Annotated in this window: 15 protein-coding genes and 1 riboswitch; of the genes, 13 read left to right on the top strand and 2 right to left on the bottom strand. The window is 62.1% G+C overall.

Annotation, left to right across the window (positions count from 1 at the left end):
• Nucleotides 1–279 precede the first annotated feature (279 nt).
• Nucleotides 280–1,239, bottom strand: a complete 960-nt coding sequence (locus tag P3T22_RS28285) for a LysR family transcriptional regulator (protein ID WP_063497597.1) — start codon at nucleotides 1,237–1,239, stop codon at nucleotides 280–282.
• A 221-nt stretch (nucleotides 1,240–1,460) separates the two neighbouring features.
• Here P3T22_RS28285 and P3T22_RS28290 point away from each other — a divergent pair, with 221 nt between their 5' ends.
• From P3T22_RS28290 to P3T22_RS28350, 13 genes are all read left to right on the top strand, one after another.
• Nucleotides 1,461–2,258, top strand: a complete 798-nt coding sequence (locus tag P3T22_RS28290) for a glycosyltransferase family 2 protein (RefSeq protein ID WP_429326741.1) — start codon at nucleotides 1,461–1,463, stop codon at nucleotides 2,256–2,258.
• A gap of 204 nt (nucleotides 2,259–2,462) precedes the next feature.
• Nucleotides 2,463–2,599, top strand: a riboswitch (S-adenosyl-L-homocysteine riboswitch).
• A gap of 33 nt (nucleotides 2,600–2,632) precedes the next feature.
• A complete protein-coding gene (gene ahcY, locus P3T22_RS28295; RefSeq protein ID WP_429326742.1) occupies nucleotides 2,633–4,048 on the top strand; it encodes an adenosylhomocysteinase in 1,416 nt (471 codons plus the stop codon).
• A 144-nt stretch (nucleotides 4,049–4,192) separates the two neighbouring features.
• Nucleotides 4,193–4,546, top strand: a complete 354-nt coding sequence (locus P3T22_RS28300) for a phage holin family protein (protein ID WP_028198543.1) — start codon at nucleotides 4,193–4,195, stop codon at nucleotides 4,544–4,546.
• 11 nt (nucleotides 4,547–4,557) lie between these two features.
• On the top strand, nucleotides 4,558–5,388 hold the full coding sequence (gene metF / locus P3T22_RS28305) for a methylenetetrahydrofolate reductase [NAD(P)H] (RefSeq protein ID WP_063497594.1): 831 nt from the start codon (nucleotides 4,558–4,560) through the stop codon (nucleotides 5,386–5,388).
• A 193-nt stretch (nucleotides 5,389–5,581) separates the two neighbouring features.
• Nucleotides 5,582–7,225 carry an ABC transporter substrate-binding protein gene (locus P3T22_RS28310; RefSeq protein WP_429326743.1) on the top strand — a complete coding sequence of 548 codons (1,644 nt, stop codon included), beginning with the start codon at nucleotides 5,582–5,584 and terminating at the stop codon, nucleotides 7,223–7,225.
• Between the two features lie 205 nt (nucleotides 7,226–7,430).
• Entirely contained in the window at nucleotides 7,431–9,059 is a 1,629-nt protein-coding gene (locus P3T22_RS28315) for an ABC transporter substrate-binding protein (protein WP_063497592.1), read from the top strand.
• A 132-nt stretch (nucleotides 9,060–9,191) separates the two neighbouring features.
• Nucleotides 9,192–10,202 carry an ABC transporter permease subunit gene (locus tag P3T22_RS28320; protein WP_063497591.1) on the top strand — a complete coding sequence of 337 codons (1,011 nt, stop codon included), beginning with the start codon at nucleotides 9,192–9,194 and terminating at the stop codon, nucleotides 10,200–10,202.
• A gap of 6 nt (nucleotides 10,203–10,208) precedes the next feature.
• Entirely contained in the window at nucleotides 10,209–11,126 is a 918-nt protein-coding gene (locus P3T22_RS28325; protein WP_063497590.1) for an ABC transporter permease subunit, read from the top strand.
• Between the two features lie 94 nt (nucleotides 11,127–11,220).
• On the top strand, nucleotides 11,221–12,213 hold the full coding sequence (locus P3T22_RS28330) for an ABC transporter ATP-binding protein (protein ID WP_429326780.1): 993 nt from the start codon (nucleotides 11,221–11,223) through the stop codon (nucleotides 12,211–12,213).
• Entirely contained in the window at nucleotides 12,210–13,229 is a 1,020-nt protein-coding gene (locus tag P3T22_RS28335) for a peptide ABC transporter ATP-binding protein (RefSeq protein ID WP_063497589.1), read from the top strand. Before P3T22_RS28330 ends, P3T22_RS28335 begins: the two co-directional genes overlap by 4 nt.
• Nucleotides 13,222–14,373, top strand: a complete 1,152-nt coding sequence (locus tag P3T22_RS28340; RefSeq protein WP_063497588.1) for a TraB/GumN family protein — start codon at nucleotides 13,222–13,224, stop codon at nucleotides 14,371–14,373. The genes P3T22_RS28335 and P3T22_RS28340 overlap by 8 nt, the downstream gene beginning before the upstream one ends.
• A 200-nt stretch (nucleotides 14,374–14,573) precedes the next feature.
• Complete coding sequence (locus P3T22_RS28345) at nucleotides 14,574–14,852, top strand: BrnT family toxin (protein ID WP_429326744.1); 279 nt, start codon at nucleotides 14,574–14,576, stop codon at nucleotides 14,850–14,852.
• Between the two features lie 42 nt (nucleotides 14,853–14,894).
• Nucleotides 14,895–15,152, top strand: coding sequence for a BrnA antitoxin family protein (locus P3T22_RS28350; protein ID WP_063497586.1), 258 nt, complete (start codon nucleotides 14,895–14,897; stop codon nucleotides 15,150–15,152).
• Nucleotides 15,153–15,236: 84 nt separating this feature from the next.
• On the opposite strand, the gene P3T22_RS28355 is transcribed toward P3T22_RS28350, so the two are convergent.
• Nucleotides 15,237–17,042, bottom strand: a complete 1,806-nt coding sequence (locus P3T22_RS28355) for a tetratricopeptide repeat protein (protein ID WP_429326745.1) — start codon at nucleotides 17,040–17,042, stop codon at nucleotides 15,237–15,239.
• Between the last annotated feature and the right edge of the window lie 33 nt (nucleotides 17,043–17,075).

Below are 17,075 nucleotides of genomic sequence, written 5' to 3' on the forward strand. Positions count from 1 at the left end.
ATCTTTGAGGTTGATCTTTGAGGTTGATCTTTGAGGTTGATCTTTGAGGTTGATCTTTGAGGTTGATCTTTGAGGTTGATCTTTGAGGTTGATCTCTGAGGTTGATCTCTGAGGTTGATCTCTGAGGTTGATCTCTGAGGTTGATCTCTGAGGTGGGTCTCTGAGATAAGCCTTGCCAAGAAGACATGCCGCCCGGTTCGCGTCGGGCGGCATGTTGTCATTTGGCCGGCCGCGTTGCGGTGGCGGCATTCGCGGCGGCCGCGTCTGCGATGGCCGCATTTACGGCGACGGCGTCTGAACAGGCGCCGTGATACCGGTCATGCCGATGCCCGGCCCCAGCATGAAATCGTCGCCGGCCTGACCCGGCAGCGTCTCCCGAGCCACCTCCAGCCACGCGCGCGCCGCGTGCGACAGATAGCCGTTGCGGCGCCAGCCAATCGCCATTTCCCACGGAATCTCCGGTTTCACCACGGGGCGGCAGGTGAACTGCGCCGGGTCGAGCCGACGGCAATACGGCGCCGGCAACAGCGCGATGCCGACGCCGGCCAGCACCAGCGCGGCCATGAAATCCCAGTGCCCGCTGCGCCCGACGATGGTCGGCGCAAAGCCCGCGGTGCGGCACGCATTCAGCACGACATCGTTGAGCGCGAGACTCTCGCCATAGAACACGAACGGCTCGTTGGCGAGCTCGGCGAGCGGGACTTCATGCAGATCGTCCCAGCGCGAGCCGATGCGCGTGACCAGCCACAGCAGTTGCCGCGTCATCGGCAGCACCTCGATGTTTTCCGGGTCGACCGGCTGCAGCACGCCACCCAACTCCAGCTCGCCATGGATCAGCGCGGCTTCGATCGCCCGCGAACCCTGCTCGAACAGCTTCAGTTCGATTTTCGGGTAGCGCTGGCGGAAGGCGGCGATGGCGGGCGTGAACAGCGAGCCGCCCATCGGCGGAATGCCGATGGTCAGTTCGCCGCGGCCGAGCGTGTCGAGATCGTTCAGCTCGGCCTGCAGCTGCGCGTGCGCCGCCAGCACGTCCTGACCGCGCTGGTAGACGATCCGGCCGGCGTCGGTCAGCACCATCTGGCGCCCGTCGCGCAGCAGCAGCGGCGAGCCGATTTCATCTTCCAGCGACTTGACCATTTTGCTGATGGTCGGCTGCGTGACGAACATCTGCTCGGCAGCGACGGTGAAGCTCTGTTGACGAACCACTTCGACGAAATACCGCAGCGCTCGTAGTTCCACGATCTCAGGCTCCAGAATTCCAATTTGGAATGAATTAAGCGATTGTAAGTCATCGTATTTATGTTTCGGCGCAACCCGATGGTGCGCTTCGTGGCGGCGCCGTTCGCGCAGTGCGTTGCTCGGCGGGGTCATGCCCATCGTTTTTCCAGGATGGACGCCGCTGGAAACGGGCTACCATCGCCAGTTTTCTCCCGTTCGGCCCGCAGCGCCCGTTTCAGTCCATGACGCCCATCTCGATCATCATTCCCTGCTACAACGGCGCGGCGACGCTCGCCCGTGCACTCCAAAGTTGCCTGATTCAGCCGCAGGCCGCGCAGATCATCGTGGTGGACGACGGCTCGACTGATGCCTCCACAGACCTGGTCGCACACTACGGGCGTCTCGACCCTCGCGTGGGCCTGCTGCAGATGCCTCACAACGGCGGCCCGGCTCGGGCGCGCAACTGGGGCGCGATGCATGCGGCTCATGGACTGCTTGCCTTCCTCGACGCCGACGACGAATACCTGCCCGGCGCGTTAGCCGCCGCGAGCGCGTTTCTCGCGCAGAATCCGCAGGAAGTGTCCGTGCGGCTCGACGTCGACTACACGGATTTTCCGGCCGAACTCACCAGCCATGGCGACTTCGCACAGCACGCCGCGACGCTCAGCAATACGGTGCCGAGCAGCCTGATCATCCGCCGCGCGGTGTATGCCGCGCTCGGCGGCTTTCCGATGGATGATGCGTTCCGTCGTATCGGTGGCGAAGACGGCGCGTTTTCGTGGGCCTTGCGCGACATTTTCGGCAACCGGCGTCTGGATGACGCGAAGCGCGTACGCATGCACTATCACGCGGGCATTCATGCCGAACGTTATTTCCGCATCGCGCTTGGCATGCAGACGCCGGATCCCGCCGATACGGCGGATGCATTCCGGTTTTCGCGGCAGTTCCTCGAAACCGCGCGAGCGGGCATCGCGCAATTGCGCATTGCAAATGTCGCCATGGAGCCTGCCGCGCCGACCCTCCCTAATCACGCTGCGTAGACCCAAAGGTCGAAGCGGTCAGAAACAGGGCCAACGCGCGCTGCGCCTTTGCACCCCCTGCTGCGAAAGCGCCGGGACGCCTAGGCGCGCCACGCCGGCTTACCACCGCCCGTGGCCAAATACCAAAGAACGGCAAAAAAGCACTAGCGGGCGCCAACCCGATCCACACCCCGAAGCCATCTTGATTTGCTACAATCGCCGTTCGTCTTCGAGGAGCGTTGCGACGGGTACCGCGAATCAGCATATTCGCCGGCCGCCCGCCAGGCTCGGAGGCTTCAATCGGAGGGCTCGGACGCGCATAGCGCTTTCCCAGCCACCGCATCGAACCGCGCTCACGTCAAATTTCTAGTCAATTTCTTAGAAAGGAGGGCGTGATGAACGCCGCAGTTCTCGATTCAAAGCAAGATTTTCTCGTCGCCGATATGTCGCTTGCAGCCTGGGGCCGCAAGGAACTGAACATCGCCGAAACCGAAATGCCCGGCCTCATGCAGACGCGCGAGGAATACAAGAGCTCGCAGCCGCTGAAGGGCGCGCGTGTCGCGGGTTCGCTGCACATGACGATTCAAACCGGCGTGCTGATCGAAACCTTGACGGCACTCGGCGCTGACGTGCGCTGGGCATCGTGCAATATTTTCTCGACGCAGGATCATGCAGCCGCCGCGATTGCGGAAGGCGGCGTGCCGGTGTTCGCATTCAAGGGCGAATCGCTCGACGAATACTGGGAATTCTCGCACCGCATTTTCGAATGGCCGAATGGCGAATTCGCCAACATGATCCTCGACGACGGCGGCGACGCCACGTTGCTGCTGATCCTCGGCTCGAAGGCCGAGAAAGACCGTTCGGTGATCGCGAAACCGGAAAACGAAGAAGAAGTGGCGCTCTACAAATCGATCGCCCGTCATCTGGATGCGGATCCGGTGTGGTACTCCACGCGTCTCGCGCACATCAAGGGCGTGACCGAAGAAACCACGACCGGCGTGCATCGTCTGTATCAGATGGAAAAGGAAGGGCGCCTGCCGTTCCCGGCCATCAACGTGAACGACTCGGTCACGAAGTCGAAATTCGACAACCTGTATGGCTGCCGCGAGTCGCTGGTCGACGGCATCAAGCGCGCAACCGACGTGATGATCGCGGGCAAGATCGCGGTTGTTGCAGGTTACGGCGACGTGGGCAAGGGTTGCGCGCAATCGCTGCGCGGTCTGGGCGCCACGGTGTGGGTCACGGAAATCGATCCGATCTGCGCCTTGCAGGCGGCCATGGAAGGCTATCGCGTCGTGACGATGGAATACGCGGCCGACAAGGCCGACATCTTCGTGACGGCAACGGGCAACTTCCACGTGATCGGCCACGATCATATGGTTGCCATGCGCAACAACGCGATTGTCTGCAATATCGGTCACTTCGACTCGGAAATCGACGTGGCATCGACGCGCAAGTACACGTGGGAAAACATCAAGCCGCAAGTCGACCACATCATTTTCCCGGACGGCAAGCGCGTGATCCTGCTGGCCGAAGGGCGCCTCGTGAATCTGGGTTGCGCGACGGGTCATCCGTCGTTCGTGATGTCGGCATCGTTTACGAACCAGACGATCGCGCAGATCGAGCTGTTCGTTCACGGCGACAAGTACGAAAACAAGGTCTATGTGTTGCCGAAGCACCTTGATGAAAAGGTCGCACGTCTGCATCTGGGCCGTATCGGCGCGGAACTGACGGTGCTGTCGGACTATCAGGCGAGCTATATCAGCGTCGACAAGAACGGTCCGTTCAAGCCGAACCACTACCGCTACTAAGTAGCCGCTGCTACATAACATCAAGCACGCGGGCGGTTTAAAGCATGACAGTGTGATGACCAGGCGGCGCGCAAGGCGCCGCCTGGTTCGCCATGCCCGCCTCGTTCCGTTCAACCGGACATCCTGCCTGAAAAGGAGCTCTACATGACCGTGCTGCTGACCTGGCTGATCAACGCGCTTGCGCTGCTGATCATCACCTACTTGGTACCGTCGATTCATATCCGCAGTTTCGGCACCGCCTTGATCGTCGCGGTGGTGCTCGGGTTGATCAATACGATCCTACGACCGGTGCTGATCCTGTTGACGCTGCCCGTCACGATCGTCACGCTCGGACTCTTCATTCTGGTGGTCAACGCGCTGTGCTTCTGGCTGTGCGCCTCGCTGCTGAAGGGATTCGAAGTGTCGGGTTTCTGGTCGGCATTCTTTGGCTCGATTCTGTACAGCATCGTTTCGTGGCTGCTGTCCGCGCTTATTTTCGGCAACCGCAGCATCGGTTGATCTACTGAATCATGAACCCGATCGAACTTTCATTCGAATTCTTCCCGCCGAAAACGCAGGAAGGCGTCGACAAGCTGCGCGCCACCCGCGCGCAGCTCGCGCCACTCAAGCCCAAGTTCGTGTCCGTCACGTTCGGCGCCGGCGGCTCGACGCAACAGGGCACGCTCGATACCGTCGTCGAAATGGCGAAGGAAGGGCTCGAAGCGGCGCCGCACGTGTCGTGCATCGGCTCGTCGAAAGAGAGCCTGCGTGCAATCCTCAACGAGTACCGCGCGCATGGCATCCGCCACATCGTCGCACTGCGCGGCGACCTGCCGTCCGGCATGGGCGAAGTCGGCGAACTGCGTTATGCGTCGGAACTGGTGAGCTTTATCCGCGCCGAGTTTGGCGACTGGTTCTGGATCGAGGTGGCCGGCTACCCGGAGTACCACCCGCAGTCGCGCTCGCCGCGTCACGATCTGGAAAACTTCGCCCATAAGGTGAAGGCCGGCGCCAATTCGGCGATCACGCAGTATTTCTTCAACGCGGACGCGTACTTCCGTTTCGTCGACGACGCGAGGCAGATCGGCGTCGACGTGCCGATCGTGCCGGGCATCATGCCGATCACGAACTTCTCGCAGCTGATGCGCTTCTCGGAGATGTGCGGCGCGGAAGTGCCGCGCTGGATCGCGCGTCGTCTGGAGAGCTTCGGCGACGACCGCGAGTCGATTCGCGCGTTCGGGCTGGATGTGGTGACCGACCTGTGCGGGCGTCTCATCGACGCGAAGGTGCCAGGCCTGCACTTCTATACGCTCAATGGCGCTGCGGCGACCAAGGCGATCTGCGAACGGCTGGGCGCTTAAGTTCTGGGCAGCATCTGTACAAAACCGCGCGGCTTATCCAGCCGCGCGGTTTTTTTTGTGCCGGAGATCTCGCCTCCGGGTAGTCCAGGCATTTTGTGCCGGCACGCCTGCGCGTGTAAGCCCGCATTGAACGCGATTTTTCTGCTGCCTATGATCAAGACGCAGCTGACTTGGCTGCTGTGCGGAGAACGTGATGACAGTATCCCGATTGCTGTTTGCAGTTCGCCATACCTGCCTGCCAGTCTTGAGCGCCTGCGCGGTCCTGGCCGCCGGCCTCGCGCCCGCCGCCGCCGACGCGGCCACCTTGCCCGACAAAACCCTCGTGTTTTGCTCCGAGGGCAGTCCGGCGGGCTTCGATTCCGCGCAGTACACCACCAGCGTCGAATTCACCGCCGCCTCGTACACGGTCTATAACCGCCTTGTCGAATTCGCCCGCGGCAGTACCGATATCGAGCCGGGACTCGCCGAGAAGTGGGAGGTGTCGCCGGACGGCCTGCAATACACGTTCTACCTGCGGCACAGCGTGAAGTTTCAGACCACCTCGTTCTTCAAGCCGACCCGCGAATTCAATGCCGACGACGTTGTCTTCACTTACCAGCGGATGCTGGATCCCGACCAGCCGTTCCGTAAGGCGTATTCGGTCCCGTTTCCCTACTTCGTCGATCTCGGACTGGCAAAGAACATCGTCAAGGTTGAGGAGCTGGATCCGTACACGGTGCGTTTCACCCTGAAGGAGGTCGACGCGCCGTTCCTGCAGCAGATCGCGATGCCGTTCGCGTCGATTCTGTCGGCTGAGTACACGGATCAACTGCTGAAAGCCGGCAAGGCTTCCGATATCAACCAATACCCGGTCGGCACGGGGCCATTCATTTTCCGCAGCTATACGAAGGACGACACGATCCGCTTTGACGGCAATCCCGACTACTGGAAACCAGGCGTCGTGAAGGTCGGCAAGCTCATCTTCGCGATCACCGTGGATCCCTCGGTGCGGTTGCAGAAACTGAAACGTGGCGAATGTCAGGTGATGAGCTATCCGCGTCCTGCGGATATTCCGCAGATCAAGACCGACTCGTCGCTGGCTCTGCCGAGCCAGGTCGGCTTCAATCTGGGCTTCCTCGGGTACAACACGACCAAAAAACCGCTCGACAACGTGCTGGTGCGGCGCGCGCTGGATATGTCGATCAATAAGAAAGCGATCATCGAGTCGGTATATCAGGGCGCCGGGCAAATCGCGACAAATCCCATGCCGCCGACCCAATGGGGCTACGACAAGAACCTGAAAGATGCGCCTTACGACATTGATAAGGCCAAGGCGTTGCTGAAGGAGGCCGGCTACCCGGACGGCTTCGACCTGACCCTGTGGGCCATGCCGGTCCAGCGGCCCTACAACCCGAACGCCCGGCTGATGGCCGAAATGCTACAGGCCGACTGGGCGAAGATCGGCGTCAAGGTGACGATCGCCACGTACGAGTGGGGCGAGTACATCCGCCGCGCCCATGCCGGCGAACACGAGGCGATCCTGATCGGCTGGACAGGGGACTACGGCGATCCTGACAATTGGCTTGGGGTGTTGCTCGGCTGCGATGCGGTGAAGGGCAGCAATTTCTCCAAATGGTGTTACAAACCCTTCGACGACCTGATCAGGAAAGGCCGTGGCACCACCGATCTCGCCGAGCGGACCAAGGCATATATGGAAGCGCAGGAAATCTTCAAGCAACAGGTTCCGTTCACGCCGATCGCCCACTCCACGGTGTATCAGCCGATCAGCAAAGACGTCACGGGCTTCAAGATCGACCCGTTCGGCCCGACGCAATTCATGAATGTCGGCCTGAAATAGCCGCCGGCAACGACCCGTGGGCCGCATTTTGCCGAGCCCCGCCCCTGGCGCCGCACGCTCCGGCCAGCGCTCGCGTGCGGCCATCCTTATGCCCCAACTGTTTCCCATCGTCAACAGGGGTATTTTCCTCCGCTTGTTGGTGTGAGCCAAGCTCAAGTAAGATCGCGCTACGCCGGCGGAAGCCGGCCCCGAACCTGGAGGAAACATGAAGCAAAACAACCTGTTGCGCGCCGCGCGTGTTACGACGCTCGTCGCTGCTGCAGCGGCGTCAATGGTGGGCGCAAGTGTCGCGCGCGCCGAGATTCCGAATAAAACCCTGGTTTACTGCTCAGAAGGCAGCCCTGCGGGTTTCGATCCGGCCCAATACACCACGGGCACCGATTTCACGGCTAACACGTTCACCGTCTACAACCGTCTCGTCGAATTCGAGCGCGGCGGCACCAAGGTCGAGCCGGGCCTCGCCGAAAAGTGGGAAGTGTCTGCGGACGGCAAGACGTACACGTTCCATCTGCGTCATGGCGTGAAGTTCCAGACCACGTCGTTCTTCAAGCCGACGCGCGAATTCAATGCGGACGACGTCGTGTTCACGTTCCAGCGCATGCTGGACCCGAACTCGGCATTCCATAAGGCGTATCCGGTGCAGTTTCCGTACTTCACCGACATGGGCCTCGACAAGCTGATCACCAGCGTCGAAAAGGTCGATCCGTACACGGTCAAGTTCACGCTGAAGGAAGTTAACGCGCCGTTCATCCAGAATCTGGCGATGGAATACGCGTCGATCCTGTCGGGTGAATATGGCGACCAGCTGATGAAGGCCGGCAAGGCTGCCGACATCAACCAGTATCCGGTCGGCACGGGCCCGTTCATCTTCCGCAGCTACACGAAGGACGCGACGATCCGCTTCGACGGCAATCCGGATTACTGGAAGCCGAACACAGTGAAGATCTCGAAGCTGATCTTCTCGATCACGCCGGATGCCGGCGTGCGCGTGCAGAAGATCAAGCGCGACGAATGCCAGGTGATGAGCTATCCGCGTCCTGCCGACATCGCGCCGCTGAAGGCTGAAGCGAACATCGACATGCCGTCGCAGCCGGGCTTCAACCTCGGCTACCTCGCGTACAACGTGACGCACAAGCCGGTCGACAAGCTCGAAGTGCGTCAGGCGCTCGACATGGCGATCAACAAGAAGGCGATCATCGAGTCGGTGTATCAAGGCGCAGGCCAGGCCGCGACGAACCCGATGCCGCCGACCCAATGGTCGTATGACAAAAACCTGAAGAGTGCGTCCTACGATACGGACAAGGCCAAGGCACTGCTGGCGAAGGCCGGCTTTCCGAACGGCTTCGACATCACGCTGTGGGCGATGCCGGTGCAACGCGCGTACAACCCGAATGCCCGTCTGATGGCGGAAATGATCCAGGCCGACTGGGCCAAGATCGGCGTGAAGGCGAAGATCGTCACGTATGAATGGGGCGAGTACATCAAGCGCGCTCACGCGGGTGAAGACGACACGATGCTGATCGGCTGGACCGGCGACAACGGCGATCCGGACAACTGGCTCGGCACGCTGCTCGGCTGCGAAGCAATCAACGGCAATAACTTCTCGAAGTGGTGCTACAAGCCGTTCGACGATCTGATCCAGAAGGGCCGCGTCACGTCCGATCAAGGCGCGCGTACGACGGCATACATGCAGGCGCAGCAGATCTTCGCGCAGCAGCTGCCGTTCTCGCCGATCGCTCACTCGACCGTGTACCAGCCTGTCAGCAAGAAGGTGGTCGACATGCGCATCGAGCCGCTCGGTTATGCGCGCTTCGACGGCGTCAGCGTCAAGTAAAGGTAATACAGTCAAGCTTACGCAGTAGCTTTTCGCACGGTTAGAAAACTGGTCGAAATGGTCCGGCGGCCGGGGTCACAAGCCCTCGTCGCCGGTTGCGTTTTTTCTTCATCAAGACCATAGGGACGAACCATGTTCCGCTTTGTTTTGCGCCGCGTCGGCATGGTGATACCGACCTTCATCGGCATCACAATCCTCGCGTTTGCGCTGATTCACCTGATACCGGGCGACCCCATCGAAGTGATGATGGGCGAGCGCGGCGTCGATCCGGCCATGCATGCCGCCGCGATGCACCGGCTCGGGCTCGACGAGTCCTTGCCCATGCAATACGTCCACTATGTCGGCCGCGCCGTGCACGGCGACCTCGGCACCTCGATCATCACCAATACCAGCGTGATGGGCGAATTCCTCGCACGCTTCCCCGCTACGGTCGAACTGTCGATGTGCGCCATGATGTTCGCATTGATCGTCGGCCTTCCAGCGGGCGTGTTCGCGGCCCTCAGGCGTGGCACGGTGGTCGATCACGGCGTGATGGGCACGGCGCTGACCGGCTACTCGATGCCGATCTTCTGGTGGGGCTTGATCCTCATCATGTTCTTTTCCGTGGACCTCGGCTGGACGCCGGTGTCGGGCCGCATCGCGGTCGAATACGACATTCCGCACGTGACTGGCTTCATGCTGATCGACGCGTTGATGTCCACCGACGCAGGCGCGTTCAAATCCGCGCTCAGCCATCTGATCCTGCCGGCCATTGTGCTTGGCACGATTCCGCTGGCGGTTGTCGCGCGGATGACGCGTTCGTCGATGCTCGAAGTGCTGCGCGAGGATTACATCCGCACTGCGCGTGCGAAGGGCTTGTCGCCTGGGCGGGTAATCGTCGTGCACGCATTGCGTAACGCGCTGATTCCGGTCGTGACCGTGATCGGCTTGCAGGTCGGCACGCTGCTGGCCGGCGCGGTGCTGACCGAGACGCTGTTTTCATGGCCGGGCATCGGCAAATGGCTGATCGACGCGATCAGCCGGCGCGACTATCCGGTAGTGCAGGGCGGTATTCTGATGATCGCTACGCTGGTGATCGTCGTGAACCTCGTCGTTGATTTGCTGTACGGCGTGTTGAACCCGCGCATCCGCCATACGAGGTAACGGACCATGGCAGACATTCAAAATACAGTCCCCACAGCGGTGACGCCGCCCGGCGGCCGCGCCATCGCCGCCCGCGAGTTCTGGGCGAATTTCTCGCGTAATCGTGGCGCAGTCGGTGCCGGCATCATCGTGCTGGTGTTGATTTTCATCGCGATCTTTGCGCCGTTGATCGCGCCGCACAGCCCGATCGAGCAGTATCGCGACTTCGTGAAGATCCCGCCCGCATGGCTCGACGGCGGCAACTGGAAGTTCATTCTCGGCACCGACGAAGCGGGCCGCGACATCCTCTCGCGTTTGATGTACGGCGCGCGGCTGTCGTTCTGGATCGGCTTCGTCTCGGTGGTGCTCGCGCTGATTCCGGGCGTCGTGCTCGGCTTGATCGCGGCGTTCTTCGAGAAGTGGGCCGATACGCCGATCATGCGCATCATGGACGTGCTGCTCGCATTGCCTTCGCTGCTGCTCGCAGTCGCGGTGGTCGCGATCATCGGTCCGGGCCTCGTCAACACGATGCTGGCGATTGCGATCGTCGCGTTGCCGGGTTATGTGCGTTTGACGCGTGCTTCGGCACAAGGCGAATTGCAGAAAGAGTATGTGACGGCTTCGCGCGTTGCTGGCGCAAGCACGCTGCGTCTGATGTTCTCGCAAGTGCTGCCGAACTGCACCGCACCGCTGATCGTGCAGGCTACGCTGGGCTTTTCGTCGGCGATTCTCGATGCCGCGGCGCTCGGCTTCCTCGGTCTCGGCGTGCAACCGCCGTCGGCGGAGTGGGGCGCGATGCTGGCTTCGGCGCGCGACTATATCGATAGCGCCTGGTGGATCGTCACGATGCCGGGTCTTTCCATCCTGATCTCGGTGCTCGCGATCAATCTGCTCGGCGACGGGCTGCGCGACGCACTCGACCCCAAACTGAAACGGATGGCATGACATGACACAACCCCCACGCTCACTTCATTCGCTGCCCCCCGAGGGGGCGGGTCAGCACGCTTCGGGCGGCCGTGCGCGTACTGACAGCAATCTATTGACCATCCGCAATCTGTCGGTGGACTTCAACGGCCTGCCCGCGGTCGACCGGATCAACCTCGATGTCGCGCCCGGCGAAGTGCTCGGCGTAGTCGGCGAATCGGGTTCGGGCAAAAGCGTGACGATGATGGCGCTGATGGGCCTGATCGACGCACCGGGCAAAGTCACCGCGGACGAGATCACCTTCAACGGCAAGAATTTGCTGAAGGCATCGGCAAGAGAGCGTCGCAAGATCATCGGCAAAGACATCGCGATGGTGTTCCAGGACGCGCTCACCAGTCTGAATCCGAGCTACACGGTCGGCTATCAGATCAAGGAAGTGTTGAAGCTGCACGAAGGCCTGCACGGCAACGCGTTGGACAAACGCGCGCTGGAGTTGCTCGACCAGGTCGGCATTCCGGACGCGAAGGGCCGCATCACGTCGTTCCCGCATCAGATGTCGGGCGGCATGAACCAGCGCGTGATGATCGCGATGGCGATCGCCTGCAATCCGAAGCTGCTGATCGCCGACGAACCGACCACCGCGCTCGACGTGACGATCCAGGCGCAGATCATGGAGCTGCTGATGAAGCTGCAGAAGGAACGCGGCATGGCGCTCGTGCTGATCTCGCACGATCTGGCGGTGGTGTCCGAGGTCGCACAGCGCGTCGCGGTCATGTACGCTGGCGAGTTGATCGAAACCAACCGGGTGCCGGATATCTTCGCCGCGCCGCATCATCCGTACACGGAGGCGTTGCTGGCGGCGATTCCCGAGCACAATGTCGGCGCGGTGCGGCTCGCTGCACTGCCGGGCATGGTGCCGGGGCGCGACGACCGTCCCAAAGGCTGTCTCTTCGCGCCGCGCTGCAAATACGTGGTCGACGACTGCATGAAGGCGCGCCCCGCACTGGCGCCGATGCAAGGTCATGCTGAAGTGGCGCGCGTGCGCTGCATCAAACCGCTGAACCTGAGCGGCGACGCCAACGTTCACACCCATGGAGGCGCACGATGAACGCAGTATTCGAACCGCGGCGCCAGTCGGACCACGCGGGCGATCATGTGCTGGTTGCCGACAAGCTTGCGCGTTACTACACGGTGAAGCGCGGCATGTTCAGCCAGGGTACGGTAAAGGCTTTGAACGGCGTGTCGTTTGCGCTCGAACGCGGCAAGACGCTGGCGGTAGTCGGCGAATCGGGCTGCGGCAAATCCACTCTCGCGCGTCAACTGACCATGATCGAAGCGCCCAGCGCGGGCCGCTTGCTGATCGACGGTGAAGACGTGGCCGGCGCCGATCACGCGAAGATCGCCGCGCTGCGGCGGCGCGTGCAGATGGTGTTTCAGAATCCGTTTGCTTCGCTGAATCCGCGTAAGACCGTCGAGCAGACGCTCGGCGAACCGCTCGCGATCAACACGCAGCTGAGTACGGCCGAACGCACCGAACGGATCGCGCAGATGATGCGCACGGTCGGCCTGCGCCCGGAGCATGCAAAGCGCTATCCGCACATGTTCTCGGGCGGTCAGCGGCAGCGCGTGGCGATTGCGCGCGCGATGATCCTCGATCCGCAGATCGTGGTCGCCGATGAGCCGGTGTCCGCGCTCGACGTGTCGATCCAGGCGCAGATTCTCAATCTGTTCATGGATCTGCAGGAGCAGTTCAAGACCAGCTATGTGTTCATCTCGCACAATCTGTCGGTGGTGGAACATATCGCCGACGATGTGATGGTGATGTACTTCGGCGGCGTGGCGGAGCTCGGCGACAAGAAGCGGATTTTCTCGAAGCCGCGTCATCCGTACACGCGTGCGCTGATGTCGGCCACGCCTTCGATCTTCGAAGCAGATCGCACCATCAAGATCAAGCTGCAAGGTGAAATGCCGTCGCCGCTGAATCCGCCGTCGGGCTGCACGTTCCATCAGCGCTGCCCGTACGCGATCGACCGGTGCCGCAGCGAAGAACCGAAGTTGCGTGAAGTGGATGGCCGTCAGGTGTCGTGTCACCGCGCCGAGGAGGTGGGGGACATGGATGCCTGATGCAGTGGCGGCGCGTCGTCTTGCGCGCCGCTCGCGTGAGGGTGGCCGCCACGCTGCTTTCGCGCGGCGCTGGGGAGCGTTTGCACTGACCGGTGCCGCGCTCCTCGGCGTATGTTCTGTTTTTCATCTGGGCGCGGGGCCGATCGGCGTCGCGCATGCCGGTGGGGCGGCCGCCAATTCGCCCGCTCAGGCGGGGCGGCCGGCGATGCCGGTGCCCAGTCTGCCGGCGCCATCGCGCGCCACCTTGCCGGGTTTCAATCCGCCGCCCGCCACGCCGGGCACCACGGCGAGCGGCCCGGTGCGCACGCAACCGGCGCGCATGCCGTTCTATGTCGCGACACGCGGCACCACGACCATCTACGTACTCGGCACGTTGCACGTCGGCGATCCGGCGGACTATCCGCCCGGGCAACCGTTCCGCGCGCCGATTCTCGGCGCACTGGCGGCCTCGCCGACGCTGGCGCTCGAACTCTCACCCGACGAACTGCTGGTCTCGCAAGACGACGTGTCGAAGTACGGCGTATGCCGCCGTGACTGTCTGCCGGGCCTGCTGCCCGAGCCTGTGTGGCGCAAGCTGGCCATGCGTCTGCGCGGCAATCCCGCTGCCCTGGATGAAATCAAGAAGATGCGGCCGTGGCTCGCGTCCCTGGTGGTCGAGACCTACGATTCGTTGAGCGCCGGCTTGCAGACCGAGTACGGCACGGAAGCGCAATTGCAGAACGTGTATATCAGGACGCGCGGCAAGATCATCGGTCTCGAGACGCTGCATCAGCAGATGCGCGCGTTCACCGGACTCACGCTCGCGCAGCAGCGCGAAATGCTTGCGCAGGACCTGGTGCAGACACCCGCGGAAAACGTCGACGATGTGAAGACGTTGCATCGCCTCTGGCAAGTGGGGGATGCCGATGCGATTGCGGCCTGGCAGGCCGCGAAGTCCGAAAAGCTGGCGCGCGACAAGCGCATCTCCGATTCGATCGACAACAGGATCGTGTACGAGCGCAACCGGCGCTTCGTGTCACGGATGCTGCTGATCGCGGGCCCGAACAAGCCGGTGTTCGTGGCAATCGGTGCATTGCATCTGGGCGGCCGCAAGGGTGTGCTGCAGCTTTTGCGGCAGCACGGGTTCGTGGTGGATGCGGGGTGAGGTTCGTCTGAGCCTTACGCGAGGCAAGCGTAATGGCCGACCACAATCCTAACCGGGGTAGGCCGTCCGGCCAGAACAGGAACCGGTATTTCGACAGCCAGTCCGACGCTGACGTGCGCCGCAAACTGCTCGCGGCTCACACGCCCATAGGATGCCTGCGCATGCTATGATGTATGTACAGACGTCAATACAGGTGCTGTGTGCGGTTTGAATGGGACGAAGTCAAGAATCAAATCAACATTCGTAAGCATGGCATCGACTTCAGAGATGCTGTCGACGTGTTCGATCACCCGGTGCTGACGGCGATAGACCAGCGGGAAGATTACGGCGAGGATCGCTGGATCGCGCTAGGCTGGATGGCCGCCATCGTCGGTGTGGTGGTGTACGTCGAACGCAGTGCCGATGTGGTCCGTATCATTTCGGCCCGCAAGGCGACGAAGCACGAGGTCAAACGCTACAAGTACAGCGTCTGGAATTGACTTGCACCGTGGCAATGGCTGGAAACGAGCAGAGGCGAAATTATGGGTAAAACGTCAGGAACGGACTGGAAGCGACTTGCAAAGGCAGGCGACGCGCACATCGACACGAGTGACGTGCCTGAATTGGGTGACGATTTTTTTGACCGCGCTGAGCTGCACGTTCCGCCCAAACAGGCTGTGACGATGCGCCTGGATGCGGATGTGCTGAGTTGGTTCAAAGAACAGGGGGCGGGCTATCAGACGCGCATCAACAAGTTGTTGCGCGCCTACATGCTGGCGCAACAGCGCCGTCGTCCTTAGGGCGCGGCACCGCGGCATTCTGTCTGCGCAGAAGGGGTTGAGAAGGCGCTGCGCGGAGACGCCCGAATCTGCGCAGCGCAGGTTTTATAGACTGCCGTCGCGTAGTTCTTCCGACACACGTTTGACCACCGGCGCCCAATCGCCCAACCTCGCCTGCCGGAACAATTTCATTGCCGGATACCACGGCGAATCGGCACGCTCTTCGAGCCAGCGCCAGTCCGAGTTGGCGGGCAGCAGCACCCACACCGGCTTGCCCAGCGCGGCAGCCAGGTGCGCCACGCCGGTGTCCACGGCAATCACCAGATCGAGATTCATGATGAGCGCGGCAGTGTCGTCGAAGTTATGCAGATCGGCGGTGAAATCGTGGGCGCGGAAAGCTTCGGGCGCACCAGCCAGCTGATCGTGCGCCGGGCCTTTCTGCAGCGCGTACCACGCGACGTCTTTCAGCTCGCTTAGCGTGCTCAGCTCGGCCAGTGGCATCGAGCGATAACGGTCATTGCCAAACGTCGGGCTGCCGGACCACACCAGACCCACTTTGCGTTTTGCTTTGCCGGCTGCGTCCACCCGCTTGCGCCATGCCTTGATCTTGGCCTTGTCGGCGAACACATACGGCACATCCGCGGGAATGGTCGACAGTTCGGTGCCGACGCACGACGGCACGCTCATCATCGGCACCCAGAAATCGTACTGGCCGTCGGGCGTGCCGCTAAGCGCGCGATGCACTCCCGGGATGCGCCCGGCCAGCGGCAGCAGCGGCTCGCGCACACAGATATCGACCGTGGCGCCGAGTTGCTCGAGCACACGCGCATAGCGCAGAAACTGGAAGTGGTCGCCGAAACCCTGTTCGCCGACCAGCAGCAGACGGCGTCCGGCAAGCGGCTCGCCATGCCACTCGGCAACACCCGGCACGGCGATCGCTTCGTAGTCGCTCTTGCGCCAGCGCTTTGCAAACTCCGCCCAGCCCTGTTGGTAATCGCCGCGCTTGAGTAACAGCCACGCGAGGTTCTGATGCGCGTCCGCGTAGTTGGGATCGAGCGCCAGCGCATGACGGTAGAAGCCTTCCTCTTCATCCAGGCGGCCCTGCGCGCCGAGCGAGCCACCGAGGCAAACCAGATTCGTGGGGTTCGGCTTGAGTGCGACCGCATGCCGATACTGCGATTCTGCGCCGGCATAGTCGCCGAGCTTGCCGATCAGGCTGCCCAGGTTGATGTGCGCCTCGGCATAGTCGCCGCGCAATGCCAGTGCCCGTTCGAAACTGGCGATGGCTGCGACGTGATCGCCCTGTGCGTCGTACGCGTTGCCCGCATTGAAATGCGCTTCCGCCGAGTGCGGGTCGAGCGCCATCGCGTGTTGATAGCAGACCAGCGCTTCATCGTAGCGGCCGAGCTTGTTCAACGCCGTGCCGAGGTTCAGATGCGTATCGACCAGCGACGGATTCACCGCCAGCGCCAGCCGATACTGCCGGATCGCTTCGTCAAACGCGCCTTGCGCTTGCAGCGCGACCCCGAAGTTGTTGCGTGCGTCGGCGAAATTCGGCTGCAGTTGCAACGCCTGGTCATAGCAGATCATTGCTTCCTGGGGATGGCCGAGCGCGGCAGCCACGAGGCCGCGGTTGCTCCAGCAGACGGCGTCGGTGCGATCGAGTTTGAGCGCTTCGCCCATCAACTCGGCAGCAAAGACGTGGTCGCCTCGCTGATGTTGCAGCACGCCGAAGTAGTGCAGCGCTTCGGCATGCGCGGGATCGAGCGCAAGGGCTTCGCGATAGAAGGGTTCGGCGGCATCGAGACGACCGGCCTGGTGCGCTTGGAGCGCGGAGTTGATGAGCGAGATGAGGTAAGCGGAGGAGGAGGCGTTGGTGCGTGCGGGGTCAGGGTAGGATTGATGTTCCATGGGGGACCTGCTGGAAAGCACTGACAGCGCGCG

The organism is Paraburkholderia sp. GAS348 (genome assembly GCF_050434205.1).
GTDB lineage: Bacteria > Pseudomonadota > Gammaproteobacteria > Burkholderiales > Burkholderiaceae > Paraburkholderia.

Coding starts and splice junctions, on each gene's coding strand:
- P3T22_RS28325 (WP_063497590.1), top strand. CDS start 10,209: ATGGCAGACATTCAAAATACAGTCCCCACAGCGGTGACGCCGCCCGGC.
- P3T22_RS28355 (WP_429326745.1), bottom strand. CDS start 17,042: ATGGAACATCAATCCTACCCTGACCCCGCACGCACCAACGCCTCCTCC.
- P3T22_RS28350 (WP_063497586.1), top strand. CDS start 14,895: ATGGGTAAAACGTCAGGAACGGACTGGAAGCGACTTGCAAAGGCAGGC.
- metF (WP_063497594.1), top strand. CDS start 4,558: ATGAACCCGATCGAACTTTCATTCGAATTCTTCCCGCCGAAAACGCAG.
- P3T22_RS28340 (WP_063497588.1), top strand. CDS start 13,222: ATGCCTGATGCAGTGGCGGCGCGTCGTCTTGCGCGCCGCTCGCGTGAG.
- P3T22_RS28315 (WP_063497592.1), top strand. CDS start 7,431: ATGAAGCAAAACAACCTGTTGCGCGCCGCGCGTGTTACGACGCTCGTC.
- P3T22_RS28320 (WP_063497591.1), top strand. CDS start 9,192: ATGTTCCGCTTTGTTTTGCGCCGCGTCGGCATGGTGATACCGACCTTC.
- P3T22_RS28335 (WP_063497589.1), top strand. CDS start 12,210: ATGAACGCAGTATTCGAACCGCGGCGCCAGTCGGACCACGCGGGCGAT.
- ahcY (WP_429326742.1), top strand. CDS start 2,633: ATGAACGCCGCAGTTCTCGATTCAAAGCAAGATTTTCTCGTCGCCGAT.
- P3T22_RS28290 (WP_429326741.1), top strand. CDS start 1,461: ATGACGCCCATCTCGATCATCATTCCCTGCTACAACGGCGCGGCGACG.
- P3T22_RS28300 (WP_028198543.1), top strand. CDS start 4,193: ATGACCGTGCTGCTGACCTGGCTGATCAACGCGCTTGCGCTGCTGATC.
- P3T22_RS28310 (WP_429326743.1), top strand. CDS start 5,582: ATGACAGTATCCCGATTGCTGTTTGCAGTTCGCCATACCTGCCTGCCA.